The following is a 26,406-nucleotide window of genomic DNA, read 5'->3' as shown; positions in this document are numbered from 1 at the left end:
GGCCACCCCTCCGGCCCGGAGGGGTGGCTACTCCCCCTACCGCCCCGCCGCGATCTGCCGGGACATGATCGTCGTCAGCTCGTACGCGGTGTGCGAGGCGGCGACGGCGGTGATCTCCGCGTGGTCGTATGCGGGCGCGACCTCGACGACGTCCGCCGAGACCAGGTTGCAGGACGACAGGCCGCGCAGGATCTCCAGGAGCTCGCGGGAGGTCATGCCGCCCGCCTCCGGCGTGCCGGTGCCCGGGGCGTGGGCCGGGTCCAGTACGTCGATGTCGATGGAGATGTACAGCGGGCGGTCACCGATGCGCTGGCGCAGCTGGTCGGCGACCTCGTCGACGCCGCGGCGCATGACATCCGCCGAGGTGACGATGCCGAAGCCCATCTTCTCGTCGTCGTCGAGGTCCTTCTTGCCGTAGAGCGGGCCGCGGGTGCCGACGTGGGAGAGCGCGGAGGTGTCGAGGATGCCTTCCTCGACGGCGCGGCGGAACGGGGTGCCGTGGGTGTATTCGGCGCCGAAGTACGTGTCCCAGGTGTCCAGGTGCGCGTCGAAGTGCAGCAGCGCGACCGGGCCGTGCTTCTTGGCGACGGAGCGGAGGAGGGGCAGCGCGATGGTGTGGTCGCCGCCGAGGGTCATCATGCGGGCGCCGGAGGCCAGCAGGTCGTCGGCCGCGGCCTCGACCGTCTCCACGGCCTCGTTGATGTTGAAGGGGTTGGCGGCGATGTCCCCGGCGTCGGCGACCTGCGCGAGCGCGAAGGGCGACGCGTCCTGGGCCGGGTTGTACGGGCGCAGCAGCCGGGACGCCTCACGGATGGCGTTGCCGCCGAAGCGGGCGCCGGGGCGGTAGGAGACGCCGGTGTCGAAGGGGACACCGACGACCGCCACATCGGCCCGGCCGCCGACCTCGTCGAGGCGGGGCAGGCGGGCGAACGTCGCGGGCCCGGCGTAGCGCGGGACGCGGGAGGAGTCGACGGGGCCCACGGGCCCGTTGGAGGCGCTGGCTGCGGTGGTCATGACCGTGAGGTTAGGGAGCGCCGGCCGCCGGGCCCATGGACATGTGCGTACCCGGGGCAGGGGTCGTTCGACATTTTGTCCAGCGGCCCGCCACGGCGGTGACCAGCCACGACCGGTGTCCGCAGGGCGGTGCCGCCGCTCCGGCATCCGCACCCGGGTGTCCGCGCTGCGGAACTCCCCCGCCCCGGAACAGGTGTACGGGCACAATGGGCGCTATGCCGATAGCCTCCGCAGCCGCTGCCCCCTCGCGCGCCGAACTCGTCGATCATCTCGTCCGGACCCGGATCGCCGGTGAGGTCGCCACCCCCCGCGAGAACAACCTCGCCCACTACCGCAGGCTCGCCAACGGCGACCGCCACTACTGGTTCGGCCTGGAGTTCGGCGACCGGTGGACGGACGAGCAGGACGTGCTGGCCGTGATGGCGGAGCGGTGCGGCGTCATCGACGATCCGCACCACCGGCAGGGGCAGGACACCATCGACCCGGAGCTGACGGTCGACGCGCTGGACCGCACCGCCGCGGTGCTGCGCAAGGCGGCCGCCGGGCAGCACCGGGTGCTGTTCGCGACCGGCCACCCGGGCGGTCTGCTCGACGTCCACCGGGCGACCGCCGAGGCCCTGCGCGCGGCGGGCTGCGAGATCGTCGTCATCCCGGACGGCCTGCGGGCGGACGACGGCATGGTCTTCCAGTTCGGCGACGTGGCGATGCTGGAGCGCGGTGCGACGCTCTGGCACACCCACTCCCCCGAGCCGATGGCCGCCGTCCTGGATGGCCTGGAGCGCGCGGGACGCCCACTCCCCGACCTGGTGATGGCCGATCACGGCTGGGCCGGCTGCGCGGGCCAGCGCGGCATCGACGCCGTGGGCTTCGCCGACTGCAACGACCCGGCCCTCTTCCTCGCCGAGTCCGAGGGCACCCTCCAGGTGACGATCCCCCTGGACGACCATGTCCTCAGCCCGCGCCACTACGACCCGCTGACCACGTACCTGCTGGAGGCGGCGGGTCTGATCTGAGGCCGCCCTGAGCTCCGAGAAAAGCCCTGAACTCTGAGGCCGCCCTGAGCCGAACACCCCCGTGGCTCGGCTCCCGGCTCGGCATCTTGCGGTCTCAGGGACCGTGCACGCTAACTGTTCACGCCGGTGGCAGCCCGGCCCTTGGGCGCGGGGTTGTCGCGGCGGGCGCGACGGGCGCGACGGGCGCGGCGGATTCCGATCAGCAGCAGGGCACACCCGAGCACGAAGAGCGGCCAGGGCGCTGCCGTACCTCCTCACCCTGCCCGTCGACGACGCGATGGTCACCGACCTCGCCACCGCCGCCACAGCAGGAATCACCGCTCTGGCCGACCGGCGCCACGGCACCCCGGATGGGGATCGGCACGGGTGCTGACCCTGGCCCGGAAAAAACTTCTGGGGCACTGTCGATCTGACCGCTTCCCATTCGTCGTCCTGATGTACGGCGGCCCGCTGCGCGGGGCGCGAGCGAAGCTGACAGGAGTCGGACCATGAAGTACATGCTGCTGATCCACGCCGGTGCGGTCGACGAGAACGGCGGAGCCGCCGAGTGCAGCGTCGAGGACTGGATGGCCTACGACAAGGAGGTCAAGGACGCCGGGATCCTGGTTTCCGGGGAGTCGCTGGCGGACCTGATCACCGCCACGAAGGTACGGGTCGGTCAGGACGGCAGGCGTGAGGTGACCGACGGGCCGTTCGCCGAATCCCGCGAGGTCCTCGGCGGTTTCTACGTGATCGACGTACCGGACCTGGATGCCGCCCTCGACTGGGCCGCCCGCTGCCCCGGCGCGCGGGGCAGCGGTTCGGTCGTGGTCCGTCCGGTCGCCGATTTCGGGGCCTGACATGCGAGGCGAGGGAGGCGGGGGCGGCGGAGGACCCGGCACGCCCGACCGGCCACCCCACCAACCGCCGGACCGGCCGACGGTGGAGTCGGTGTTCCGCGAGGAGCGCGGCCGGCTGCTGGCCTCCCTCGTCCGCCGCTTCGGCGACCTCGACCTGGCCGAGGAGGTCACCTCCGAGGCCGTCGAGGCGGCGCTGGTGCACTGGCCGGTCGAGGGCGTCCCGGCCAGGCCCGGCGCCTGGCTGCTGACCACGGCGCGGCGGAAGGCCGTCGACCACCTGCGGCGGGACCAGGCACGCGCCGCGCGCCTCGCCATCCTGCGGGTGGAGGCGGACCGCGCCGACCCCGCCCCGCCCGCGGACGCCGACGGCGGTCTCGTCGACGACCGGCTACAGCTGTTCTTCACCTGTGCCCACCCGGCGCTCGCACCGGCGGACCGTACGGCGCTGACCCTGCGCTGCCTGGCCGGTCTCACGACGCCCGAGGTCGCGCGGGCCTTCCTGGTCCCCACCGCGACGATGGCCCAGCGGATCGTACGGGCCAAGAAGAAGATCCGTGAGGCCCGTATCCCGTTCCGCGTCCCCGGCGCCGACGAGCTGCCCGAGCGCCTGCCCGGCGTGCTCCAGGTCATCTACTCGATCTTCACCGAGGGTTACGCGGCCAGCTCGGGCCCACGGCTCCAGCGGCCCGACCTCGCCGAGGAAGCCATCCGGCTGGCGCAGATCCTGCGCCGGCTGCTGCCCGCCGAGCGGGAGGTCTGCGGCCTGCTCGCCCTGATGCTGCTGACCCATGCACGACGCGACGCCCGGACCGGGCCGCACGGCGAACTCGTGCTGCTCGACGACCAGGACCGCGGCCGCTGGGACCGCACCATGATCGAGGAGGGTCGTGCCCTGGTGGTCACCGCGCTCACAGCAGGGCCGCCCGGCCCGTACGGGGTACAGGCGGCCATCGCCGCCCTGCACGACGAGGCCGCCGACCTCGCGACCACCGACTGGCCGCAGATCGTAGCCCTCTACGACGTACTGCTCGCCCTCACCCCGTCCCCCGTTGTCGAGCTGAACCGCGCGGTGGCGGTGGCCATGCGCGACGGCCCGGAGGCGGGCCTGGCACTGCTCGACGGACTCGCCGACGAACAGCGGCTGCGCGGCCACCACCCCTACCCGGCCGCCCGCGGAGACCTGCTGCACCGCCTCGGCCGACGGCCCGAGGCGGCAACGGCTTACCGCGAAGCACTCGACCTGGCCGGCACCGATCCCGAACGGGCCCATCTGCGCGCCAAGTTGGCCGAGGCCGAACGGCCGGGCGCGGCCGGCGACGCCGGCGGATGACGGCGGAGCCCGGTGGGTGCGCCGGGACGGGGCCGGTTCCGTTCCTCACACGGCCCAGGAGTCGGCCGGGTCATCCAGCCATGCCCGCTGCCCCTCCGCGGTGACGGTGAGACCGAACCGCGTGTGGTCCGGCGCGCCCCGGCCGACCCACCATCGGTGAGCCGCCTCCACTTCGTCCCACAGGCGACGCGGGCCCGACTGGTAGACCGTGGCGTCCGGTTCGCCGCTGCGGAACACGGCGGCGGCCCATGACCGGCTCCTCAGATCGAAGAACCACGCGTTCGCGGTCCCCCCGCCCCTATCCGGCTTGTTGATGACATGGGCGCAGTGCGGCACACGCAGCCCCAGGACGAACCGTGCGGGCTCATAGCGATCCCCCAGGTCCGCCAGAGCGACCGTCGTACCGGAAACGTCGGCGTCGCCGGGGAAATCCGGAACGTGCTCCCTGAACCGGTTCCAGTCCAGGCGCTGATCCCGCAGCTTCATGAACTCGACCATGCGCACGAACGGGCCCGACGCGGAGCCGTCTTCGCGCACGGTCAACCGGACAAGTGCGTCCTGGTCGCTGTAATGGGTGCCCCAGGGGGCGAGGATGACCGCGCCCGGCCGCGTCTGCTCCAACCAGCGCGGCGGAACGGCTCGCACCCCTGCCGTGACGATCACCCGGTCATACGGCGCCCCGTCCGGCCACCCGTCCCCACCGTCCCCGTGAACTGTCTCGGGGTGGAGCCCGGCGCGCAGCAACGCTCCTCGGGCCTGCTCGGCGACCGCCGCGTCGATCTCGACGCTGACCACGTTCCCGCTGCCCAGCCGGTGAGCGAGGAGCCCGGCGTTCCACCCCGTGCCGGTGCCTACTTCGAGCACCCGCATTCCCTCGCTCACGTCCAGGTCGCGCAGCATCGCCGCCACGACCGACGGCATGCTCGCCGAACTGGTCGGGACGGTCCCGGGCTCGCTGCCCATGTGCGCTCCGTCGTCCCACTGGGTGACGAGCGGGACGTTCGCGTACGCGGCCCGCTCCCACCCCGCGGGGTCGTCGCTCCGGGAGACGGGCACACTTCGGCCGGTCGCCATGTCGTGCGCCCAGACGAGGTCCGGCAGGAACAGCGACCGGGGAACGGCTCTGAATGTCTCCACCCAATCGGGCGTCAGCGCTCCCGCCTCGAGGAGGGACCGCGCCAGCTCGTCACCGACGCGGCGCTCCGGCTCAGGGTTGAGCCTCACTTGCGGTGCGTCCCGTCACCGGGCGGCATGTCGCCGTCCGGGGGCGGCGGCGGGGGCGGCGTCCAAGGCTGGCCAGGGTGCCCGTCCCCGCCGTCTTCTCCTCCTTGCTGCCCGCCATCCGCAGCGGTAATGATCTGCATGCGCATCCCGTTTACTCTCCTTCATTCAGTGCGTGGTGCCCTGCACTTGCTACCCGCCGGTGCTCAGCCGCACCCTCCTGCACTCCGCGACACGGCGCACATCCCGCAGCGCCGCGCTCAACTGCTCTCCGAGGTAACGCAGTTGCGGATTCGTCGCCGTGTCGTCCCCGAGCATGTCGGCGGCGTGATCGAGCAGCCCGTCCGCCATCTCCAGCTGTACGTCTTCCATCCGGTCCGCGACCCGGGACAAGCCGCCCTCACCCCCGCCGTCGCTCAGCAGGATGCAGGTCTTGCCATCGGGACTCACCCACGGCAGCAGGCGCGTGGTCGGTGACTCACTCATCGCGCGGTCACCTCTGTCCCGACTTCCAGGCCGGCTAACAGCCGCAGCAGCAACTCGAAGATCCGGGCGATAGCGTGCGACATGTCGACCTGCTTTCCTCAGGTTGGCCATGCCCCCGGGCCGTCCCAACACGGTCGCGGGGGTCTTCCGACCCTCTCAGCGTGCCGACAGCGGAAGGCCGGAACTATCAGTCATCGCTGATAGCTCCGGCCATGGGCTCTCAGAACGTCACATACGGAGCCACGAGCCGTAGTTGCTGAAGGTGTCGGGCATCCTGCGCCTGGCCGCGTCCAGACCGGCGTACGTCTCCCGCACGGTCGGGTGGTATCGCGTCTGCTGCGGGGCGACCTTGCGGGCCTTCAGCAGGCTCTTGAATGCCGTGTCCGTGCGTCCCGTCCACATCAGTGCCCGCGCTACCTCGGCATGGTGGTGCGCCAGCCGGGACGGCGGCCACCCGTCCGGAATCGTGATCTCATGCGCGCACTGCACGGCCTCCGGATAGAGGTCCAGCTCTGCGAGCACGCTGACCCGGTGAACTCCGACGTTGGTCGGCCCGAAGGACAGCCAGTGGACCTTCTCCGCAGGACCGGTCCGCTCCGCGATGCGCCGAGCCTCATCGAGGTGCCCCTCTGCGGCGTTCCTGTCCTTGTCGCGGCCCGCCAGAACGGCGGCTCCCAGATGCAGCTGTCCCGTGACCGCGTCAAGCACCCGCCCGGGAGCAGCCTGATCCAGGTCGGTCAGACCAAGCCGGACCAGTCGCTGCCCGGTGCGGTAGTCGCCTGCCCGCAGGTACGCCACACCGCGCATGTACTGACGGACACCACTGAGCACCGCATCCGAGGCACGCTCGGCCGACCAGCCCATCCGGTCGAGCGCCACCATGCCCAGGTCGGAGAACCCCAGTTTCGCCGTCACGTCATACGCGGTGCGGTACGTGCTCGCCAGCAGCCGCCAGTTCCCATCCGTGGGATGCAGGTGCGCCCTCGTCGTGGCCTCGTGGATCAAGCCGGGAAGTTCGGCGGCAACCTGCTTGATGTTCGTGGCCCGCACCATGGCGCACAGCCGGTCAGCATGGGCTGCCAACTCCTCTGCCGTGCGCGGGGATACGTCCGGGTCGGGGTCGAGGTCATAGATGTTGAGTGCCTCGCGAATCGGGTGGATCAGGCCGTCCAGCTGATCCTGGCGGAGTTCTTCGAGGTAGGGCTGTCCGGTCAGTTCCGTCACCGGCAATGAAAGGGCACGGGCCAACGCACCGAGCACCGAAGGGCTCGCGGGCAGGACTCCTTGCTCCACTTTGGTCAACGTGCTGTACGAGACGTGTGCGAGGTCGGCCAGCTCGCGTTGGGTCAGGCGCCGGACCTTGCGCGTGTGTGCGATGCGTGCGCCCGTGTGGTTGTCGTGCAGTGAAGGCATACCGCTCTCCAGTCCTCGCAGCCATGCGGAACGGTACCCGCGCCGGCGAACGGAGGAGTGCTCTCCGCTTCCGATCCATCGGCCTCACGGCACAAGGCTGTGGTGGGATGGCGTGATGAGTCGTCCCGTGCTCTACCTGTTCGGTTCCGCCGCCCCGCCCGTCCAGCAATTCGCCGATGTGGCACGCAGCGCCCACACGGCCGGATTCGATGTATGCATCGGCCTGACGCCCACAGCGGCCCGGTGGCTCAGCGAAGAGGTGCCACTGCTGGAAGAGCTGACGGGTTACCCGGTCCGGTTCGAGTACAAGCAGCCGACCGCCCCTGATGTGTGGCCGCCGGCCGACGTCATCGTGTTCGCACCGGTCACCTTCAATTCCCTCAACGCCTGGGCGCTCGGACTCACCCACCACTTCGTGATCGGGGTGGTTGCCGAGGGCATCGGCAAGGGCATTCCCACGGTTGCCATGCCCTGTGTGAACACCGCGTATGTGCAACACCCCCAGTTCGACCGGTCAGTGGCAACACTGCGCGACGCGGGCGTGGCGGTGCTGTACGGGCCCGGCGGCTTCGAACCCAACGAGCCGGGCAAGGGGCGTCCAGAGGGCTATCCGTGGCAACTGGCGCTGACCGAAGCGGCGCGGGTCGTCCGCGTGACGCCGTAACGACGTCACGCCGTCACGGTCGAGGGAAACGGGCGCGACGACTGTGGGGGCCTCAGCCTGCTGCTTACCGTGTAGGCAATGGGTTGAGATCACCAAACGCCAGGAGGACGCGTGGGTACCAGCGAGTGGGTCAGCACCTCGATGCCGTATCTGACACCTCGTGAGAAGGGGCAGTCCGATGCCTGGGGCGCGGAAACCGCCGCCCGTGGCCGCCGCGGCAGCCAACGCATCGTCCACGCAGGGGAGATCGCGGCACCGGCCGAGATCGCGGAACTCCTGGGAATCGGGGAGGGCGAGAGCGTCGTCGTACGCCGTCGCGTGATGTATGTCGACGACGCGCCCTGCGAACTGACCGACACCTACTACCCCGTCCATATCGCCCGGGGGACCCGCCTGGCCGGGACCGCCAAGATCCCCGGCGGCGCGATCTCGCTCCTCGCCGATCTCGGGCACGTCGGCGCCAGCGTCCAGGAGGACGTCATCGCCCGGATGCCCAGCCACGAGGAACGCGATGAGCTGCGGACCGGCGCCGACGAAGCGGTGCTCCAGCTGACACGGGTCACGCTGGACGCACACGGCCGGCCGATCCAGGTCGACAGGATGGCGATGCCCGGACACCTTCAGCGGCTGCGCTACGAGATCAAGATCGGATGACTGTGCCGAGAACCGAAGACGACGCGCCTCAAGGCACATGCGGCCCGCTTCCTTCAAGGCACCTGTCGGCCCCGGCGAACCACCGCGGCGACCGCCCGCGCGGAGCGCGACGAACGCCGATGGGCCGGTCCCCCCGAGCCACGGAACTCGGGGAGCCCGGCCCACCGGCCGATCTTGGGGTGCGTCGGCGTGCCCTAATCCCGCGGCACCCGGATAACCCCCTCCTGAATCACCGACACCGCCAGCTGTCCCTCCGCCGTGAAGATGCGGCCCTTGCCGAGGCCGCGGCCGCTTTGGGCGGTGGGGGACTCCTGGTCGTAGAGGAGCCATTCGTCGGCGCGCAGGGGGCGGTGGAACCACATCGCGTGGTCCAGGCTGGCGCCGACGACGTCGCCTACCGCCCAGCCGCCGCGGCCGTGGGCGAGCAGGATGGAGTCCAGCAGGGTCATGTCGGAGACGTAGGTGACCAGGCAGATGTCCAGGAGGGGGCGGGGGATGTCGCCGTCGTCGTCGAGCTTGCCCTGGGTGCGGAACCAGACCTGGGAGCGGGGCTCGCGGGGCTCGCCGACGGTGACGTAGGGCGGCTCGTCGACGTAGCGCAGGTCGATCGCGGCACGGGCCTCCAGGAGCCGTTCGGCGACGTCCGGGGCGAGGAACCGTTCGGCGGCGTGCCGGGGCAGCGCCTCGGCGGCGGTGGGGAGTTCCAGCGGGTCCGGTGCCGGCGGCATCGGCTCCTGGTGCTCCAGGCCCTCCTCGGCCGTCTGGAAGGAGGCGGAGAGGTGGAAGATCGGCTGGCCGTGCTGGACGGCGACGACCCGGCGGGTGGTGAAGGAGCGGCCGTCGCGGATGCGGTCGACGGTGTAGACGATGGGGGCGCCGGGGTCCCCGGGGCGCAGGAAGTACGCGTGCAGGGAGTGCGGCGGCCGGTCGGCGGGGACCGTGCGCCCGGCCGCGACCAGGGCCTGGGCGGCGACCTGGCCGCCGAAGACCCGGGGCACGACCGAGGCGCGGCTCTCGCCCCGGAAGATGTCCTGCTCGATCCGCTCCAGGGAGAGCTGACCGAGCAGGGACCGGAGTGCGTCGTTCACGTGCGCGGTGCCCTTACGGCCTAGAGGCCCATGGACTTGGCGATGATGGACTTCATGACCTCGCTGGTGCCGCCGTAGATGCGGTTGACGCGGTTGTCGGCGTAGAGGCGGGCGATGGGGTACTCGTTCATGAAGCCGTAGCCGCCGTGCAGCTGGAGGCAGCGGTCGATGACGCGGTGCGCGACCTCGGTGCAGAAGAGCTTGGCGGAGGCGGCCTCGGCCGGGGTCAGCTCGCCGGCGTCCAGGGCTTCCAGCGCGCGGTCGGCGACGGCCTCGGCGGCGTCCACCTCGGCCTGGCAGGCGGCCAGTTCGAACTTGGTGTTCTGGAAGGAGGCGACCGTCTTGCCGAAGATGGTGCGGTCCTGCACGTACTCCTTGGCGAACCGGACGGCGGCCTTGGCCTGGGCGTACGCGCCGAAGGCGATGCCCCAGCGCTCGGAGGCGAGGTTCAGGCCCAGGTAGGCGAAGCCCTTGTTCTCCTCGCCCAGCAGGTCCTCGACCGGGACCTTGACGTCGACGAAGGCCAGCTCGGCGGTGTCGGAGATCTTCAGGCCGAGCTTGTCCAGCTTGCGGCCGACGGAGTAGCCGGCGGACTTGGCGTCCACGGCGAAGAGCGAGATGCCGAAGCGGCGGTCGTCCTCGCGGGGGGCCGCGGTGCGGGCGCAGACGATGACGCGGTCGGCGTGCACGCCGCCGGTGATGAAGGTCTTGGCGCCGTTGAGGACGTAGTGCGTGCCGTCCTCGGACAGCTTCGCGGTGGACTTCATGCCGGCGAGGTCGGAGCCGGTGCCCGGCTCGGTCATCGCGAGCGCCCACATCTCCTCGCCGCTGACGAACTTCGGCAGGAAGCGCTTCTTCTGCTCGTCGGTGGCGAGCATCTGGATGTACGGGAGGCCGAGCAGCACATGCACGCCGGAGCCGCCGAAGGTGACGCCCGCGCGGGAGGTCTCCTCGTAGATCACGGCCTCGAACTTGTGCGAGTCGATGCCGGCGCCGCCGTACTCCTCGGGGACGCGGATACCGAAGACGCCCAGCTCGGCGAGCTTGTAGTAGAAGTCGCGCGGGGCCTGACCGGCGGCGAACCACTCGTCGTGGACCGGGACGACCTCGGCCTCGATGAAGGCCCGTATGGTCTCGCGGAACGCCTCGTGATCCTCGTTGAACACCGTACGGCGCATTGCTACGTCGCCTCCTCCAGGTCGCCGGTCCAAGCGCATGGCTAAGCGCTTGCTCAGCGAAAGCTACCGGCCAGTTACCTAAGCTGTCCAGAGGTCAACGAAAATCCGTGCGAGGCGCCGGCCACACCCGGGAGCCGTCCGGGCGACCGCATGGCCCGCGAGGCCGCCCGTGCCGCCGTCGAGGTCTACGCCTTGCAGGCGAGGAGCTGGACCTCTTGGAACTGCCGCCGGTCGGTGGGCTTCGGCTCGATCACCGTGCGGGCCGCCTCGGCCAGCCCGTGGCCGCGCAGGAGCGCGGCTAGACGGTCGGGGGACCAGCGGTAGGCCGTTGCCACCGCATGGTCGTAGGCCTGCGTCTCGTGGTGGGGGCCGTCGGTGGCGGGGAAGTCGATCAACAAGTGCCCGCCGGGGGCCAGGACCCGGGCGATCTCGGCCAGGACGGCGGGCAGGTCCTGCGGCGGGGTGTGGATGACGGACCACCGCGAGAGCACCCCGCCCAGCGCGCCGTCCGGGAGGTCCAGCGCGGCCATCGAGCCGACCTCGAAGCGAAGTCCGGGGTACGCCTCGCGGGCGAGCCCGACCATCACGGGGGAGGCGTCGACGCCGAAGGCGTTCAGGCCCAGCCTGTGCAAGTGCGCCGTGACGTACCCCGGCCCACAGCCGAGGTCCGCGACCTCGCCGTCACCGTGCGCCCGCACCAGTTCCGCGAAGGCGCCCAGGAGGGCGCGCTCCAGTGGGCGGTCACGCAGGGAGTCGTGGAACATCTGCGCGTAGGTGGGTGCGAGGGCGTCGTAGGACTCACGGGTGGCACGCAAGGTCTGAGATTCGGTCACCCGGAGACCGTAGTGGGCGGAGGACGAACCTCTTGCCCGAGTACGGCCTACGCGCCCGGCACCACCGCCGCCATCGACTCCCCCGCCGCCTGCTCGCCGGCCACCGCGCCGAACGCGCCCAGCGCGAGCCGGTGCAGCAGCTCGGCCATCTCCGTGCGGCCCGGGAGGGCGCCCGGCCGGCCGAGGTGCGGGGTGGAGTTGAGCAGGCCGAAGACGGCGTGCACCGCGGCGCGGGCCCGGTCCTCGGAGGGGCCCGGGTGGACCCGGCGGACAACCTCCACCCACAGCTCCACATACTGCCGCTGGAGCTGGCGGACCCGCTTGCGGTCGGCCTCCCGTAGCCGGTCCAGCTCGCGGTCGTGCAGGGTGATCAGCGGCCGGTCGTCCAGCGCGAAGTCGATATGGCCGTCGATCAGCGCGTCCAGCACCGCCTCGGGACTGCCGCCGCCCTCCGTGACCCGCATCCGGCCGCCCGCGAGCAGCCGCTCGCTGATCCCGACCAGCAGCTCGGCGAGCATCGCGTCCTTGCCGGCGAAGTGCCGGTAGAGGCCGGGGCCGGAGATGCCCACGGCCGCCCCTATCTCGTCGACACCGACGCCGTGGAAGCCGCGCTCCGCGAAGAGCCGGGCGGCCTCCTTGAGGATCTGCTCGCGGCGGCTGGTCGGGGCGGCGGACTGCGCATTGCTCATGCCGTCGATTGTAGACAGCCGGGTTAGTGCTCGTTAACCTGAAGGCAGTGAGGTTAACGCCCATTAACCCGGATGGCCCGGCCGCCGCGGACCGCGGCACCGGGGCAGGCGATCGAGCAAGGGGGCTCAAACTGATGGAGCAGGCACCGGTGCTGGGGAGTACCGCCGATCCGGCGTCCGACTCCTGGCGGGCCAATGAGGCCGCGCACCGCGAGCTGGCCGCCGAGCTGCGCGAGAAGCTCGCGGCGGCCCGGCTGGGCGGCGGCGAGAAGGCCAGGGCGCGGCACACCGCCCGCGGCAAACTGCTGCCCCGCGACCGGGTGGACGCCCTGCTGGACCCCGGCTCGCCGTTCCTGGAGCTGGCGCCGCTGGCCGCGGACGGGATGTACGGCGGGGCCGCACCGGCCGCGGGCGTGATCGCCGGGATCGGCCGGGTCTCCGGCCGGGAGACGGTGATCGTCGCCAATGACGCCACGGTCAAGGGCGGCACGTACTACCCGATGACGGTCAAGAAGCATCTGCGGGCGCAGGAGATCGCCCTGGAGAACCGTCTCCCCTGTCTTTACCTCGTCGACTCCGGCGGCGCCTTCCTGCCGATGCAGGACGAGGTCTTCCCCGACCGGGAGCACTTCGGGCGGATCTTCTACAACCAGGCGCGGATGTCGGGAGCGGGGATTCCGCAGATCGCCGCGGTGCTGGGCTCGTGCACGGCCGGTGGCGCCTACGTCCCCGCCATGAGCGACGAGGCCGTGATCGTCCGCAACCAGGGCACGATCTTCCTGGGCGGGCCGCCGCTGGTGAAGGCCGCCACGGGTGAGGTGGTCACCGCCGAGGAGCTGGGCGGCGGCGAGGTGCACGCCAAGACCTCCGGGGTCACCGACCATCTCGCCGAGGACGACGCCCATGCGCTGCGCCTGGTGCGCACCATCGTCGGCACCCTCGGAGAGCGCGCGCCGCTCCCGTGGACCGTGCGGACCGTCGAGGAGCCCAAGGCCGACCCGGCCGGTCTGTACGGGGCGGTGCCCGCGGACTCCCGTACGCCCTATGACGTCCGGGAGGTGATCGCCCGGCTGGTGGACGGCTCGCGCTTCGCGGAGTTCAAGGCGGAGTACGGGACGACGCTGGTCACCGGCTTCGCCCATATCCACGGCCACCCGGTCGGCATCGTCGCCAACAACGGCATCCTGTTCTCCGAATCCGCCCAGAAGGGCGCCCACTTCATCGAGCTGTGCGACCAGCGCGGTATCCCGCTGCTGTTCCTCCAGAACATCTCCGGCTTCATGGTGGGGCGTTCGTACGAGGCCGGCGGGATCGCCAAGCACGGCGCGAAGATGGTGACGGCGGTGGCCTGCACCCGCGTGCCCAAGCTGACGGTCGTCATCGGCGGCTCCTACGGGGCGGGCAACTACTCCATGTGCGGACGCGCCTATTCGCCGCGCTTCCTGTGGATGTGGCCGAACGCCAAGATCTCGGTGATGGGCGGCGAGCAGGCCGCCTCCGTCCTCGCGACCGTCAAGCGCGACCAGCTGGAGGCGCACGGCGAGGAGTGGAGCGCCGAGGACGAGGCCGCGTTCAAGGCGCCGGTCCGCGAGCAGTACGAGACCCAGGGCAACGCCTACTACGCGACCGCGCGGCTGTGGGACGACGGTGTGATCGACCCGCTGGAGACCCGGCAGGTGCTGGGGCTGGCGCTCACCGCCTGTGCCAACGCGCCGCTGCCCGAGAAGGACAGCACCGCGCCCGGCTACGGCGTCTTCCGGATGTGAGAGGGATGTCCACAGGTATGGCCACCAACTTCGACACCGTGCTCATCGCCAACCGCGGCGAGATCGCGGTCCGTGTCATCCGTACGCTGCGCGCCCTCGGCATCCGCTCGGTCGCCGTGTACAGCGACGCGGACGCCGATGCCCGCCATGTCCGCGAGGCCGACACCGCGGTCCGGATCGGTCCGGCCCCGGCCGCCGAGAGCTATCTGTCCGTGGAGCGGCTGCTGGAGGCGGCGGCCCGTACGGGCGCCCAGGCGGTCCACCCGGGCTACGGCTTCCTCGCCGAGAACGCCGGCTTCGCCCGCGCCGTCACGGACGCCGGGCTGGTCTTCATCGGCCCGTCCGCCGACGCCATCGAGCTGATGGGCGACAAGATCCGCGCCAAGGAGACGGTGCGGGAGGCCGGGGTCCCGGTCGTCCCCGGCTCCTCGGGCAGCGGGCTGGACGACGGTCAACTGGCCGCCGCGGCCCGCGAGATCGGCATGCCGGTGCTGCTCAAGCCGTCCGCGGGCGGCGGTGGCAAGGGCATGCGGCTGGTCCGCGAGGAGGCGCTGCTGGCCGACGAGATCGCCTCCGCGCGCCGGGAGGCCCGCTCTTCCTTCGGCGATGACACCCTGCTCGTCGAGCGCTGGATCGACCGGCCCCGGCACATCGAGATCCAGGTGCTGGCGGACGGCCACGGCAACGTGATCCACCTCGGCGAGCGCGAGTGCTCCCTCCAGCGCCGCCACCAGAAGGTCATCGAGGAGGCCCCCTCGGTCCTCCTGGACGAGGCCACCCGCGCCGCGATGGGCGAGGCGGCCGTGCAGGCGGCCCGCTCCTGCGGCTACCGCGGCGCCGGCACCGTCGAGTTCATCGTCCCGGGCAAGGACCCGGCCTCCTACTACTTCATGGAGATGAACACCCGCCTCCAGGTGGAGCACCCGGTCACCGAGCTGATCACGGGACTCGACCTGGTGGAGTGGCAGCTGCGGGTCGCGGCCGGTGAGCCGCTCCCGTTCGCCCAGGAGGACATCACCCTCACCGGGCACGCCATCGAGGCCCGGATCTGCGCCGAGGACCCGGCCCGCGACTTCCTGCCGACCGGCGGCACGGTGCTCGCGCTCCACGAGCCGCAGGGCGACGGGGTGCGCACCGACTCCGGGCTCTCCGAGGGCGGGGAGGTCGGCAGCCGCTACGACCCGATGCTGTCCAAGGTGATCGCCCACGGCCCCGACCGGGCGAGCGCGCTGCGCCGGCTGCGGGCCGCGCTGGCCGAGACCGTCACCCTCGGCGTCACCACCAACGCCGGTTTCCTGCGGCGGCTGCTGGCCCACCCGGACGTGGTCTCCGGCCAACTGGACACCGGCCTGGTGGAGCGGGAGGCGGCCGGTCTGGTCGACGGCACGGTACCGGACGAGGTGTACGCGGCGGCCGCGGCGGTGCGGCAGGCCGCCCTGGAGCCGGCGGTGGCCGACGGCGGCTGGCGCGACCCGTTCGCCGCGCCGAACGGCTTCCGGCTCGGCGGCGAGCCCGCACCGGTCCGCCACTGGCTGCGGGTCCCGGGACACGACCCGGTGCCGCACGACGTACGCCCCGGCGCCCCAGCCGGGCAGCCGGAGCCCGGCCGCGTACGGGTCACCGTCAACGGTGTGCTGCACACCTTCCACCACAGCGGCGACTGGCTCGGCCGGGACGGCGACTCCTGGCAGGTGACGAGCTACGACCCGGTGGCCGCGGCGCTGCGCGGGGCCGCCGGGGCGCACGGCGCGGACACCCTGGCCGCCCCGATGCCCGGCACCGTCACCGTCGTCAAGGTCGCCGTCGGCGACGAAGTGGCCGCGGGCCAGGGCCTGCTGGTGGTCGAGGCGATGAAGATGGAGCACGTCATCTCCGCACCGCACGCCGGGACCGTCACCGAACTCGACGTCACCGCGGGCTCGACCGTCGCCATGGACCAGATCCTGGCCGTGGTCGCCCCGCACGAGAGCCCCGAGGAGGCCACCGCGTCCGCGGGCGCCCCCGAGGGCGGGCAGGAGAGCGCCCGATGACCGCACCCGGACTGCCGATGGAAATGTGCGCGCAGGGGCTGCCCAGCCGCGTACGGATCCATGAGGTCGGCGCGCGCGACGGCTTGCAGAACGAGAAGACCGTGGTGCCCACGGAGATCAAGGCGGAGTTCATCCACCGGCTCGCCGCCGCGGGCCTGCCGACCGTCGAGGCCACCAGCTTCGTGCACCCCAAGTGGGTGCCCCAACTCGCCGACGCCGAGCAGCTGTTCCCGCTGCTGGGCGACCTCGGCCCGGACCGGCTCCCGGTCCTCGTCCCCAACGAGCGCGGGCTGGACCGGGCGCTCGCCCTGGGCGCCCGCCGGATCGCGGTGTTCGGCAGCGCCACCGAGTCGTTCGCCAAGGCCAACCTCAACCGCACGGTCGACGAGGCGCTGGCGATGTTCGCCCCGGTGATCGCGCGGGCCAAGGGCGCCGGGGTGCACGTCCGCGGCTATCTCTCGATGTGCTTCGGCGACCCCTGGGAGGGCCCGGTGCCGGTCGCGCAGACCGTCCGGGTCTGCCGGGCGCTGCTCGACCTGGGCTGCGACGAGCTGAGCCTGGGCGACACCATCGGGGTGGCCACCCCCGGTCATGTGCAGACCCTGCTGGCCGCCCTCAACGAGGCCGGGGTGCCCACCTCCCGTATCGGCGTGCACTTCCACGACACCTACGGGCAGGCCCTCGCCAACACCTTCGCCGCGCTCCAGCACGGCATCACCACCCTCGACGCCTCGGCGGGCGGCCTCGGCGGCTGCCCGTATGCCAAGAGCGCCACCGGAAACCTCGCCACCGAAGACCTCGTGTGGATGCTGCACGGCCTCGGCATCGAGACCGGGGTCGACCTGGACCGCCTGACCGCCACCAGCGTGTGGATGGCCGAGGCCCTGGGCCGGCCGAGCCCCTCCCGTACCCTCCGTGCCCTCTCCCACAAGGAGTGACCCTCATGTCCCTGGATCACCGTCTCCCCGAAGAGCTGGAAGAACTCCGGCGCACGGTCGAGGCGTTCGCACACGACGTCGTCGCCCCGAAGATCGGCGAGTACTACGAGCAGCATGCGTTCCCGTACGAGATCGTGCAGGAAATGGGCCGGATGGGCCTGTTCGGGCTGCCCTTCCCCGAGGAGTACGGCGGGATGGGCGGCGACTACCTGGCGCTCGGCATCGCCCTGGAGGAGCTGGCCCGGGTCGACTCCTCGGTGGCCATCACCCTGGAGGCGGGCGTCTCCCTGGGCGCCATGCCGGTCTACCACTTCGGCACGGAGGAGCAGAAGCGCGAGTGGCTGCCCAAGCTGTGCAGCGGTGAGATGCTCGGCGCCTTCGGCCTCACCGAACCGGACGGCGGCTCGGACGCCGGCGCGACGCGGACGACCGCGGTGCGCGACGGCGGGGACTGGGTGATCAACGGCAGCAAGTGCTTCATCACCAACTCCGGTACGGACATCACCGGTCTGGTCACGGTCACCGCCGTCACCGGCCGCAAGGACGACGGCTCCCCGCTGATCTCCTCGATCATCGTGCCCTCCGGCACCCCGGGCTTCACGGTCGGCGCCCCGTACTCCAAGGTCGGCTGGAGCGCCTCGGACACCCGCGAACTGTCGTTCTCCGATGTGCGGGTCCCGGCCGCCAACCTGCTGGGCGAGGAGGGCCGCGGCTACGCCCAGTTCCTGCGGATCCTCGACGAGGGCCGGATCGCCATCGCGGCGCTGGCCACCGGCCTGGCGCAGGGCTGTGTGGACGAGTCGGTGCGCTACGCCAAGGAGCGGCACGCCTTCGGCCGCGCCATCGGCAGCAACCAGGCGATCCAGTTCAAGCTCGCCGACATGGAGATGCGCGCCCACACCTCCCGGCTGGCCTGGCGCGATGCCGCGTCCCGGCTGGTGCACGGCGAGCCCTTCAAGAAGGAGGCCGCGCTCGCCAAGCTCTACTCGTCCGAGATCGCGGTGGACAACGCCCGCGAGGCCACCCAGATCCACGGCGGCTACGGCTTCATGAACGAGTACCCGGTCGCCCGGATGTGGCGGGACGCCAAGATCCTGGAGATCGGCGAGGGCACCAGCGAGGTCCAGCGGATGCTGATCGCGCGGGAGTTGGGCGTCGTCTAGGGCGCGTCCCGGGCAGGGCCCGGTGAAGTGAGGGGTGGCGGTCCGGTCGCGTCAGGCGACCGGGCCGCCGCCTCTTTGCGCTTGCTGCGCCCGTCCGGCCCCGCCCTCGCCCATGCCCCCGGCCGCGCCCGCGCCCGCCGGCGCTGCTCCCGTCCGCCCGCTCGTCCGCCCGGCGCCCGGCCGCCGCTGTGCGCGGCCGCGCCTGTACCCCCGTGCGTGCGGAGCATGCGGCGGCGGGAGGGCGTGCGGGCGCACCACCATGATCCGTCTGCAACGCCCGGAGGTTTATGACTCCTGGATGCGAGGTCGCCCCCTTTCACGCCGTACCGGCACTGCCGTCCCTCCTGTTTGGCTTGCTCCTGCACACGGCCGCTTTGCTCACCACCGGCCGTTTTGCTCATATCTGTTCATGTCCCGGGAGGGAAAGTGTCCGTACCGGACGGTGTCACCGGTTCCACCACCGCAGAGCCCGCTCTCGCACCACCCGCAGACAGCGCGCTCACCAGCCTCAGCACCCAGGCCGCGCGCCAACTGGCGACCACCACCAAGTCCGAACCCCAGATGCAGGCCATCACCTCGCGCTGGCTGCTGAAGTCGCTGCCCTGGGTGGACGTCAAGGGCGGCGCCTACCGGGTCAACCGGCGCCTGACGCTTCGCGTCGGCCGGGGCCGGGTCCAGTTCGAGCAGAACGGCGCGGACGACATCAGAGTGATCCCGCAGACGCTCACCGAACTGCCCGTCCTGCGCGGCTACCCCGACACCGAGGTCCTCAAGGAGCTGGCCGGCCGCTTCCGGGTCCGGGAGGTCCGGGCCGGCCAGGTCCTCTTCGAGGCCGGGCAGCCCGCCACCGAGGCGTACCTCGTCGTGCACGGCCGTTTCGCCCGCTACACGGCCGGCAAATACGGCGAGGAGGAGGTCATCGGCGTCGTCACGGACGGCGACCAGATGGGGGACGAGGCGATCGGCCGGGACGACCCGCGGTGGCTGAGCTCGGTCCGGGCCGAGACGGCGGGCGTGCTGATGGTGCTGCCCTGGGACGTGGTCCGGGAGTTCACCGACCGGGTGCCGTCCCTGGCCGCCCACCTGACGGCGTACGCGGACCGGCAGCAGCGCCCCATGAACCGCAAGGGCGAGGCGGAGGTGCCGGTGCGGGCGGGGCACGTCGGCGAGCCGACGCTGTCGTCCGGCTTCGTCGACTACGACCTCGCCCCGCGCGAGTACGAGCTCTCACTGACCCAGACCGTGCTGCGGGTCCACAGCCGGGTCGCCGACCTCTACAACGACCCCATGGACCAGACACAGCAGCAACTCCGGCTCACCGTGGAGGAGATCCGCGAGCGCCAGGAGTGGGAGCTGGTCAACAACCGGGAGTTCGGCCTGCTGCACAACGCCGACTACGGCCAGCGGATCAGCACCTACACCGGCCCGCCCACCCCCGACGACATGGACGAGCTGCTGTCCATGCGCCGCAAGACCCGGCTGTTCCTGGCCCACCCGAAGGCGATCGCCGCCTTCTTCCGGCAGTGCAACAAACGCGGCCTGGTGCCCGGCACGGCGCACGTCGACGGGCACGAGGTCCCCGCCTGGCGCGGGGTCCCGATCTACCCGTGCGGCAAGATCCCGATCAGCGACTCGCACACCAGCAGCATCCTCGCGCTGCGTACCGGCGAGGCGGACCAGGGAGTCGTCGGCCTGCACCAGACCGGCATCCCCGAGGAGTACCAGCCCGGCCTGAACGTCCGGTTCATGGGCATCGACCCGTCCGCCGTCATCAGCTACCTCGTCACCGCCTACTACTCGCTGGCCATCCTCGTGCCCGACGCCGTCGGAGTCCTGGAGAACGTCCAGATCGGCCGGAGCGCCGACTGACCAGGTGGAGCCCCTCACCATGAGCACCCCCCCGAACACCGCCCCCGCGTGGTCGCTGCCCGGCCCGCCGAACCTCGCCCGCACCCTGCGGACCCGCCGCCCCGGCGGCGCCGTCCCCGGGCTCAGGTACCGGCCCGTCGCCCCCGCCGACCCGGAGAAGGCCGCGGAGATCGACCGCAGACTGGAGACCTGGGCCAGCGAGCTGGACCTGTTCCCCGCGCAGTGGAGCGGCGACTTCACCGAGTTCCAGTTCGGCCGGGCGGTCGTCCTCCAGCATCCCGGCGCGGCCGACCTCGAACGCCTCACCGTCGCGGGCAAGCTGCTGCTGGCCGAGAACATCGTCGACAACTGCTACTGCGAGGAGGACGAGGGCAAGGGCGGCGCCCACCGTGGCCTGGGCGGCCGGCTGATCATGGCCCAGTCGGCCCTGGACCCGCTGCACGGCACTCCCGAGCTGGAGGAGGAGTGGCGGCACGGCGTGCAGGCGGACGGGCCGCTGCGCTCGTACCACTGGGCGCTGAAGGACTACGCGGCGCTCGCCACCCCCAGCCAGACCGACCGGTTCGTCCATGACATCGCCCGGCTGCACCTGGGCTATCTCGCCGAGGCCGCCTGGGCGGAGACCCGGCACACGCCGCGGGTCTGGGAGTACCTCGTCATGCGGCAGTTCAACAACTTCCGTCCCTGTCTGTCCATCGTCGACGCCGTGGACGGCTACGAACTGCCCGAGGCGCTCTACGCCCGCCCCGAGGTCCAGCGGGTCACCGCGCTGGCGTGCAACGCCACGACCATCGTCAACGACCTGTACTCCTTCACCAGGGAGCTGGCGAGTGACCCGGACCATCTGAACCTGCCCCAAGTGGTGGCCGCCAACGACCGACGCGGCCTGAAGGACGCCTACTTGAAGAGCGTCGAGATCCACAACCAGGTCATGGCCGCGTTCGAGACGGAGTCGGCCCCGCTGTCGGCCACCTCACCCCTCCTCGAACGCTACGTCCGGAGCCTGGCCGACTGGGTGGCCGGCAACCACGAGTGGCACGCCACCAACACCGACCGCTACCAGCTGCCCCACTACTGGTAGACCGTTCCGCGCACCACAGCAAGGAGTCACCGTTGACCATCGCTCACGCCGACACCGCCCGCACGCCGGTGCCGACCCAGTCCACGTACCAGTCACGGGTCGCGGACTACTGGAACGCCGAGGAAAACCCGGTCAACCTCGAACTCGGCAAGATCGACGACCTGTACCACCATCACTACGGCATCGGGGACGCCGACCGCTCGGTGCTGAACGAGCCGGACCCCGCCCGGCGCCGGGAACGGGTCACCGGTGAACTGCACCGCCTGGAACACGCCCAGGCCGAGCTCCTCGCCTCCCACCTGGGCGATCTCTCCCCCACCGACCGCGTCTTCGACGCCGGGTGCGGGCGCGGCGGCGGCAGCGTGGTCGCGCATCTGCGCCACGGCTGTCACACCGACGGCGCCACCATCTCCGCCAAGCAGGCCGACTTCGCCAACGCGCAGGCCCGCAAGCGCGGAATCGACGACAAGGTGCGCTACCACCACCGCAACATGCTCGACACCGGCTTCACCTCCGGCGCGTACGCGGCGTCCTGGAACAACGAGTCGAGCATGTACGTCGAGCTGGACCTGCTGTTCGCCGAGCACGCGCGGCTGCTGCGGCGCGGTGGCCGCTATGTGGTGATCACCGGCTGCTACAACGACGCCTACGGGCGCGCCTCCCGTGAGGTGTCCCTCATCAACGCCCACTACATCTGCGACATCCACCCGCGGTCGGCGTACTTCCGCGCCATGGCCCGCAACCGGCTGGTCCCGGTGCACGTCGAGGACCTGACGGCGGCCGCGCTCCCGTACTGGGAACTGCGCCGGGAGGCCGACCACCTGGTCACGGGGATCGAGGAGACCTTCCTGACCGCGTACCGCAACGGCAGCTTCCAGTACCTGATGATCGCCGCCGACCGGGTCTGAGGACTCCGCGTGCCGTGCCGGGCGTCCGACGACGCCCGGCACAGCCGTCTCACCGCGCCGGCCAGGGCACCTCCGGCGAGCGGTAGTAGTTGATGCCCAGCGCGTCCCAGCGCGGCCCCTGGGCGGCCAGCCGGACCTTGTAGCCGTCCCAGTCATGGGTGCTCGCCGGGGACCAGCCCAGCTCCGCGATGCCGGGCAGCCGCGGGAACGCCATGTACTCGATGTGCGCGGAGGTGGAGAGCGTCTCGGACCACAGGGGCGCCTCCACGCCCAACACGGAGTCCGCGGGCGCGCCCTGGAGGTAGCGGCCCGGGTCCCAGTCGTAGGAGCGCCGGGCGTCGACATAGCCGGCCCAGGCCAGGCCCAGCGGCGTGTTCTTGTCGTACTTCATGTCGAGGTAGGCGCGGTCGGCGGGCGAGAGGATCAGCCGGGTGCCGCTCCGGGCGGCGTCGGCGACCTGCTGCCGCTCCGCCGCGCCCGTCTTGTCGTAGCCCCAGTACTGCGCGACGGCGCCCTTCGCCGGGTGCGCGCCGGTCAGCTGGTGCCAGCCGACCACGGTCTTGCCGTATTTGGCGACCACCGGCTGCACCTTGTCCATGAAGGCCACATAGTCCGCATGGCTGGTGGAGTGTGCCTCGTCGCCGCCGATGTGGAGGTAGCGGCCGGGTGTCAGCGCCGCGAGCTCACGGATGACGTCGTCCACGAAGTCGTAGGTCTCCTGCTTGGGCACGCACAGGGAGCTGAAGCCGACCTCGGTGCCGGTGTAGAGCGGCGGTGCCTGGCCGTTGCAGTTGAGCGGGGCGTAGGAGGCCAGCGCGGCGTTGGTGTGGCCCGGCATGTCAATCTCGGGGACGACGGTCAGATAGCGGGACGCGGCGTAGCGGACGATCTCGCGGTAGTCGTCCTTGGTGTAGTAGCCGCCGCGGCCGCCGCCGACCTGTGTGGAGCCGCCGTAAGTCGCCAGCCGCGGCCAGGACTTGATGGCGATCCGCCAGCCCTGGTCGTCCGAGAGATGCAGATGCAGCTTGTTGATCTTGTACATGGCGAGCTGGTCGATGTACCGCTTGACCTGCGCCACGGTGAAGAAGTGCCGGGAGACATCGAGCATCGCGCCCCGGTAGCCGTAGCGCGGGGAGTCCTCGATGGTGCCGCCGGCGATCCGCCAGGGCCCGCGCGCGGCTCGCCGCTGTTCCACATCGGCGGGCAGCAGCTGGCGCAGCGTCTGGACGCCGTGGAAGAGGCCGGCGGGGCGGGCGGCGCTGAGGGTGACCGCACGGCCGTCGGAGGTCAGCCGGTAGCCCTCGGCGCCCAGCCCGCCGGTGCCGCTGCCGCCGAGCCGCAGGACGATGCCGTCCCGGCCGTCCTTGGTGGTGACGGGGAGGGCGAGGCCGGTGGCGGGCCGCAGCAGCGCCGCCAGATAGCCGGCGATCCGCTTGGCCTCCCCGGAGCCGCCGGGGACCCGGATGCGGGTGCGGTCACCGAGGGTGTAGGCCTCCCCGCCGCCGCGTACGGACGCGGGCGCGGGGATCACCCGGTCCAGTGGGGTGGCGGCCCGGGGAGCGGCCCCGGCGGCGCCCTGCGGTGGTACGGCGGCGGTCCCCAGCCCCGCCGCCGCGACCAGCAGCAGCGAGAACAGCAGTCTGCGTCGTCTCATCGACGGTCCCTTCGGCGAACCTCGTGCATGGCATGGTGCATGGCATGGAGCGACCGAACGGTGACCATGCGTACCGTGAGCCTCGATTCCGGTCAAGGTTCAGACCAGTTTCCGGCCGCCAAATCGGGGACGTGCCCGATAGCGGGCAGATTTCTTGCGATTCCTCGCGCCGCCCCGCAGTATCTACGGGTGCTCGAACGCCGTCACCGCAGCGCTGAAGCGCCGCACGAAGACCTGGTGGACCACCTGGTGCGCAGCACACCGCTTCAGCGCGGTGAGGCCGCCCGGGTGGTGCTGGACGTGCTCGCGTACTTCGACGAGACCACGGAGGAATTCGTCCGCCGCCGCCATCGGGAGCTCCAGTCCCAGGGACTGCGCAACGAGGCGATCTTCGAACGGATCGGCCACGAGATGCCGCACCGCGCCGTGGCCCCGCCCGGTCTCTCGCCCCGCCAGCTGCGCCGCATCGTCTACGGCTGACGGCCACGCCCGGGACGCCGGGCAGCACGCACCATTGCCACAACGCTTTACTGGGAGGGTCACTGTATGTGCGGGATCGTTGGATACATCGGCAAACGTGATGTCGCCCCGCTGCTCCTCGAGGGCCTTCAGCGCCTGGAGTACCGGGGTTACGACTCCGCGGGCATCGCCATCCACGCCAAGGGCACCGGCAAGGCCACCGGCGGCCTGAAGACCGCCAAGGCCAAGGGCCGGGTCCGCGAGCTGGAGTCCCGGCTGCCCAAGCGCTTCGCGGGCTCCACCGGCATCGCGCACACCCGCTGGGCCACCCACGGCGCGCCGACCGACGAGAACGCCCACCCGCACCGGGACACCGAGGGCAAGGTCGCGGTCGTCCACAACGGCATCATCGACAACGCCTCCGACCTGCGCGCCCGCCTGACCGCCGAGGGCGTCGTCTTCGCCTCCGAGACCGACACCGAGGTGCTGGCCCACCTCATCGGCCGCTCCACCGCCGAGAAGCTGGAGGAGAAGGTCCGCGAGGCGCTGCGGCACATCGAGGGCACCTACGGCATCGCCGTCCTGCACGCCGACTTCCCCGACCGCATCGTGGTGGCCCGCAACGGCTCCCCGGTCGTCCTCGGCATCGGCGAGCACGAGATGTTCGTCTCCTCCGACGTCGCCGCGCTGGTCTCGCACACCCGCCAGGTCGTCACCCTCGACGACGGCGAGATGGCCACGCTCAAGGCCGACGACTACCGCACGTACACCACCGAGGGCTCGCGGACCACGTCCGCTCCGGAGACCGTCGAGTACGCGGCCGAGTCGTACGACCTGGGCGGCCACGACACCTACATGCACAAGGAGATCTCCGAGCAGGCGGACGCGGTGGACCGCGCGCTGCGCGGCCGGATCGACGACCGCTTCTCCACCGTGCACCTCGGCGGCCTGAACCTCGACGCCCGCGAGGCGCGCGGGGTGCGCCGGGTGAAGATCCTGGGCTGCGGCACCTCGTACCACGCGGGCCAGATCGGCGCGCAGATGATCGAGGAGCTGGCCCGTATCCCCTCGGACGCCGAGCCGGCCTCCGAGTTCCGCTACCGCAACCCGGTCGTCGACCCCGACACCCTCTACGTCGCGGTCTCCCAGTCCGGCGAGACCTACGACGTCCTGGCGGCCGTCCAGGAGCTCAAGCGCAAGGGCGCCCGGGTCCTGGGCCTGGTGAACGTGGTCGGCTCGGCGATCGCCCGGGAGACCGACGGCGGCATCTACGTGCACGCCGGACCCGAGGTCTGCGTGGTCTCCACCAAGTGCTTCACCAACATGGTGGTGTCCTTCGCGCTGCTCGCCCTGCACCTGGGCCGGATCCGTGACCTGTCGGTCGCGGACGGCAAGCGGATCATCGACGGCCTGCGCAAGCTGCCCGCGCAGATCGACGAGATCCTCAAGGGCGAGGAGGACATCAAGAAGCTGTCGGCCGCCTACGCGGACGCCAAGTCGATGATGTTCATCGGCCGGGTGCGCGGCTACCCGGTGGCCCGTGAGGCCTCTCTGAAGCTCAAGGAGGTCTCCTACATCCACGCCGAGGCCTACCCGGCGTCGGAGCTCAAGCACGGCCCGCTGGCCCTCATCGAGCCCGCCATGCCGACCGTCGCGATCGTCCCCGACGACGACCTGCTGGAGAAGAACCGCGCCGCGCTGGAGGAGATCAAGGCCCGCAGCGGCCGCATCCTGGCCGTCGCCCACCAGGAGCAGGAGAAGGCCGACCACACCATCGTCGTCCCGAAGAACGAGCCCGAGCTGGACCCGATCCTCATGGGCATCCCGCTGCAACTCCTCGCCTACCACACGGCCCTGGCCCTCGGCCGCGACATCGACAAGCCCCGCAACCTGGCCAAGTCCGTCACGGTGGAGTAACCCCGAGAAGGGGCCGCGGCTCCGCGGGCGTGCCACCATACGCGCGCGGAGCCGCCGCCTCCCCTGTACCGGCGTCGCCCATACGCCGGCGGGATGCCGCCGCCCCGGGAGCCGTCACCTCCCGGCCGGCAGCACGAAGTTGCCGTGCGCGCGGCCGCCGGGCCCGTGACGCGGCGCGCCCCACGTGACGGTTTTCTAC

23 protein-coding genes are annotated in these 26,406 nt (G+C 71.4%); 14 read left to right on the top strand and 9 right to left on the bottom strand.

Annotation, left to right across the window (positions count from 1 at the left end):
• Window positions 1-36: 36 nt before the first annotated feature.
• Window positions 37-1,014 carry an agmatinase gene (gene speB, locus AC3EUV_RS15475; RefSeq protein ID WP_432140771.1) on the bottom strand — a complete coding sequence of 326 codons (978 nt, stop codon included), beginning with the start codon at window positions 1,012-1,014 and terminating at the stop codon, window positions 37-39.
• A 215-nt stretch (window positions 1,015-1,229) separates the two neighbouring features.
• Between speB and AC3EUV_RS15470 the strand changes: the two genes are divergently transcribed.
• The 3 genes from AC3EUV_RS15470 (at window position 1,230) to AC3EUV_RS15460 (ending at window position 4,196) form a co-directional block, all read left to right on the top strand.
• Window positions 1,230-2,027 carry a phosphatase gene (locus AC3EUV_RS15470; protein ID WP_432140772.1) on the top strand — a complete coding sequence of 266 codons (798 nt, stop codon included), beginning with the start codon at window positions 1,230-1,232 and terminating at the stop codon, window positions 2,025-2,027.
• 488 nt (window positions 2,028-2,515) lie between these two features.
• Entirely contained in the window at window positions 2,516-2,866 is a 351-nt protein-coding gene (locus tag AC3EUV_RS15465) for a YciI family protein (RefSeq protein WP_435603143.1), read from the top strand.
• A gap of 82 nt (window positions 2,867-2,948) precedes the next feature.
• Complete coding sequence (locus AC3EUV_RS15460) at window positions 2,949-4,196, top strand: RNA polymerase sigma factor (protein ID WP_488187970.1); 1,248 nt, start codon at window positions 2,949-2,951, stop codon at window positions 4,194-4,196.
• Window positions 4,197-4,241: 45 nt separating this feature from the next.
• Here AC3EUV_RS15460 and AC3EUV_RS15455 read toward each other — a convergent pair whose 3' ends face one another.
• The 3 genes from AC3EUV_RS15455 to AC3EUV_RS15445 all read right to left on the bottom strand — a co-directional run bounded on the left by AC3EUV_RS15455 (window position 4,242) and on the right by AC3EUV_RS15445 (window position 7,316).
• Window positions 4,242-5,420: a methyltransferase domain-containing protein gene (locus tag AC3EUV_RS15455; protein WP_435603141.1), complete on the bottom strand. Its 1,179-nt coding sequence runs from the start codon at window positions 5,418-5,420 to the stop codon at window positions 4,242-4,244.
• 189 nt (window positions 5,421-5,609) lie between these two features.
• Entirely contained in the window at window positions 5,610-5,903 is a 294-nt protein-coding gene (locus AC3EUV_RS15450) for a hypothetical protein (protein ID WP_432140776.1), read from the bottom strand.
• Between the two features lie 228 nt (window positions 5,904-6,131).
• On the bottom strand, window positions 6,132-7,316 hold the full coding sequence (locus AC3EUV_RS15445; protein WP_435603140.1) for a helix-turn-helix domain-containing protein: 1,185 nt from the start codon (window positions 7,314-7,316) through the stop codon (window positions 6,132-6,134).
• A gap of 115 nt (window positions 7,317-7,431) precedes the next feature.
• On the opposite strand from AC3EUV_RS15445, the gene AC3EUV_RS15440 reads away from it, so the two are divergent.
• On the top strand, window positions 7,432-7,980 hold the full coding sequence (locus AC3EUV_RS15440; protein WP_432140778.1) for a flavoprotein: 549 nt from the start codon (window positions 7,432-7,434) through the stop codon (window positions 7,978-7,980).
• Between the two features lie 111 nt (window positions 7,981-8,091).
• Window positions 8,092-8,634 carry a UTRA domain-containing protein gene (locus AC3EUV_RS15435; RefSeq protein WP_432140779.1) on the top strand — a complete coding sequence of 181 codons (543 nt, stop codon included), beginning with the start codon at window positions 8,092-8,094 and terminating at the stop codon, window positions 8,632-8,634.
• A gap of 194 nt (window positions 8,635-8,828) precedes the next feature.
• Here the strand turns inward: AC3EUV_RS15435 and AC3EUV_RS15430 are convergent, their stop codons facing one another.
• From AC3EUV_RS15430 to AC3EUV_RS15415, 4 genes are all read right to left on the bottom strand, one after another.
• A complete protein-coding gene (locus tag AC3EUV_RS15430) occupies window positions 8,829-9,722 on the bottom strand; it encodes an acyl-CoA thioesterase (RefSeq protein WP_432140780.1) in 894 nt (297 codons plus the stop codon).
• Between the two features lie 20 nt (window positions 9,723-9,742).
• Complete coding sequence (locus AC3EUV_RS15425) at window positions 9,743-10,900, bottom strand: acyl-CoA dehydrogenase family protein (RefSeq protein ID WP_432140781.1); 1,158 nt, start codon at window positions 10,898-10,900, stop codon at window positions 9,743-9,745.
• Window positions 10,901-11,085: 185 nt separating this feature from the next.
• Window positions 11,086-11,733: a class I SAM-dependent DNA methyltransferase gene (locus tag AC3EUV_RS15420; RefSeq protein WP_432140782.1), complete on the bottom strand. Its 648-nt coding sequence runs from the start codon at window positions 11,731-11,733 to the stop codon at window positions 11,086-11,088.
• 47 nt (window positions 11,734-11,780) lie between these two features.
• Window positions 11,781-12,422 carry an SACE_7040 family transcriptional regulator gene (locus AC3EUV_RS15415; RefSeq protein ID WP_432140783.1) on the bottom strand — a complete coding sequence of 214 codons (642 nt, stop codon included), beginning with the start codon at window positions 12,420-12,422 and terminating at the stop codon, window positions 11,781-11,783.
• Window positions 12,423-12,556: 134 nt separating this feature from the next.
• Between AC3EUV_RS15415 and AC3EUV_RS15410 the strand changes: the two genes are divergently transcribed.
• The 7 genes from AC3EUV_RS15410 (at window position 12,557) to AC3EUV_RS15380 (ending at window position 22,177) form a co-directional block, all read left to right on the top strand.
• A complete protein-coding gene (locus AC3EUV_RS15410) occupies window positions 12,557-14,188 on the top strand; it encodes a carboxyl transferase domain-containing protein (RefSeq protein ID WP_432140784.1) in 1,632 nt (543 codons plus the stop codon).
• A gap of 17 nt (window positions 14,189-14,205) precedes the next feature.
• Window positions 14,206-16,218, top strand: a complete 2,013-nt coding sequence (locus AC3EUV_RS15405) for an acetyl/propionyl/methylcrotonyl-CoA carboxylase subunit alpha (RefSeq protein WP_435603165.1) — start codon at window positions 14,206-14,208, stop codon at window positions 16,216-16,218.
• Window positions 16,215-17,156, top strand: a complete 942-nt coding sequence (locus AC3EUV_RS15400) for a hydroxymethylglutaryl-CoA lyase (RefSeq protein WP_435603139.1) — start codon at window positions 16,215-16,217, stop codon at window positions 17,154-17,156. Before AC3EUV_RS15405 ends, AC3EUV_RS15400 begins: the two co-directional genes overlap by 4 nt.
• Window positions 17,157-17,161: 5 nt before the next feature.
• Window positions 17,162-18,319 carry an acyl-CoA dehydrogenase family protein gene (locus AC3EUV_RS15395; RefSeq protein ID WP_435603138.1) on the top strand — a complete coding sequence of 386 codons (1,158 nt, stop codon included), beginning with the start codon at window positions 17,162-17,164 and terminating at the stop codon, window positions 18,317-18,319.
• A 426-nt stretch (window positions 18,320-18,745) separates the two neighbouring features.
• Complete coding sequence (locus tag AC3EUV_RS15390; RefSeq protein ID WP_435603137.1) at window positions 18,746-20,188, top strand: family 2B encapsulin nanocompartment shell protein; 1,443 nt, start codon at window positions 18,746-18,748, stop codon at window positions 20,186-20,188.
• Window positions 20,189-20,207: 19 nt separating this feature from the next.
• Entirely contained in the window at window positions 20,208-21,269 is a 1,062-nt protein-coding gene (locus tag AC3EUV_RS15385; RefSeq protein ID WP_435603136.1) for a family 2 encapsulin nanocompartment cargo protein terpene cyclase, read from the top strand.
• A 32-nt stretch (window positions 21,270-21,301) separates the two neighbouring features.
• A complete protein-coding gene (locus AC3EUV_RS15380; RefSeq protein WP_387236127.1) occupies window positions 21,302-22,177 on the top strand; it encodes a geranyl diphosphate 2-C-methyltransferase in 876 nt (291 codons plus the stop codon).
• A gap of 49 nt (window positions 22,178-22,226) precedes the next feature.
• Here the strand turns inward: AC3EUV_RS15380 and AC3EUV_RS15375 are convergent, their stop codons facing one another.
• Window positions 22,227-23,831, bottom strand: a complete 1,605-nt coding sequence (locus tag AC3EUV_RS15375; RefSeq protein ID WP_432140789.1) for a beta-N-acetylhexosaminidase — start codon at window positions 23,829-23,831, stop codon at window positions 22,227-22,229.
• A 189-nt stretch (window positions 23,832-24,020) separates the two neighbouring features.
• On the opposite strand from AC3EUV_RS15375, the gene AC3EUV_RS15370 reads away from it, so the two are divergent.
• Window positions 24,021-24,311, top strand: a complete 291-nt coding sequence (locus AC3EUV_RS15370) for a hypothetical protein (protein ID WP_085928477.1) — start codon at window positions 24,021-24,023, stop codon at window positions 24,309-24,311.
• A gap of 66 nt (window positions 24,312-24,377) precedes the next feature.
• Window positions 24,378-26,207, top strand: coding sequence for a glutamine--fructose-6-phosphate transaminase (isomerizing) (glmS, locus tag AC3EUV_RS15365; protein WP_432140790.1), 1,830 nt, complete (start codon window positions 24,378-24,380; stop codon window positions 26,205-26,207).
• Window positions 26,208-26,406: the final 199 nt, after the last annotated feature.

It is taken from the genome of Streptomyces sp. bgisy130 (assembly GCF_057708345.1).
The sequence above is the reverse complement of the archived record's forward strand: the minus strand, read 5'-3'. Positions and strand labels throughout refer to the sequence as shown.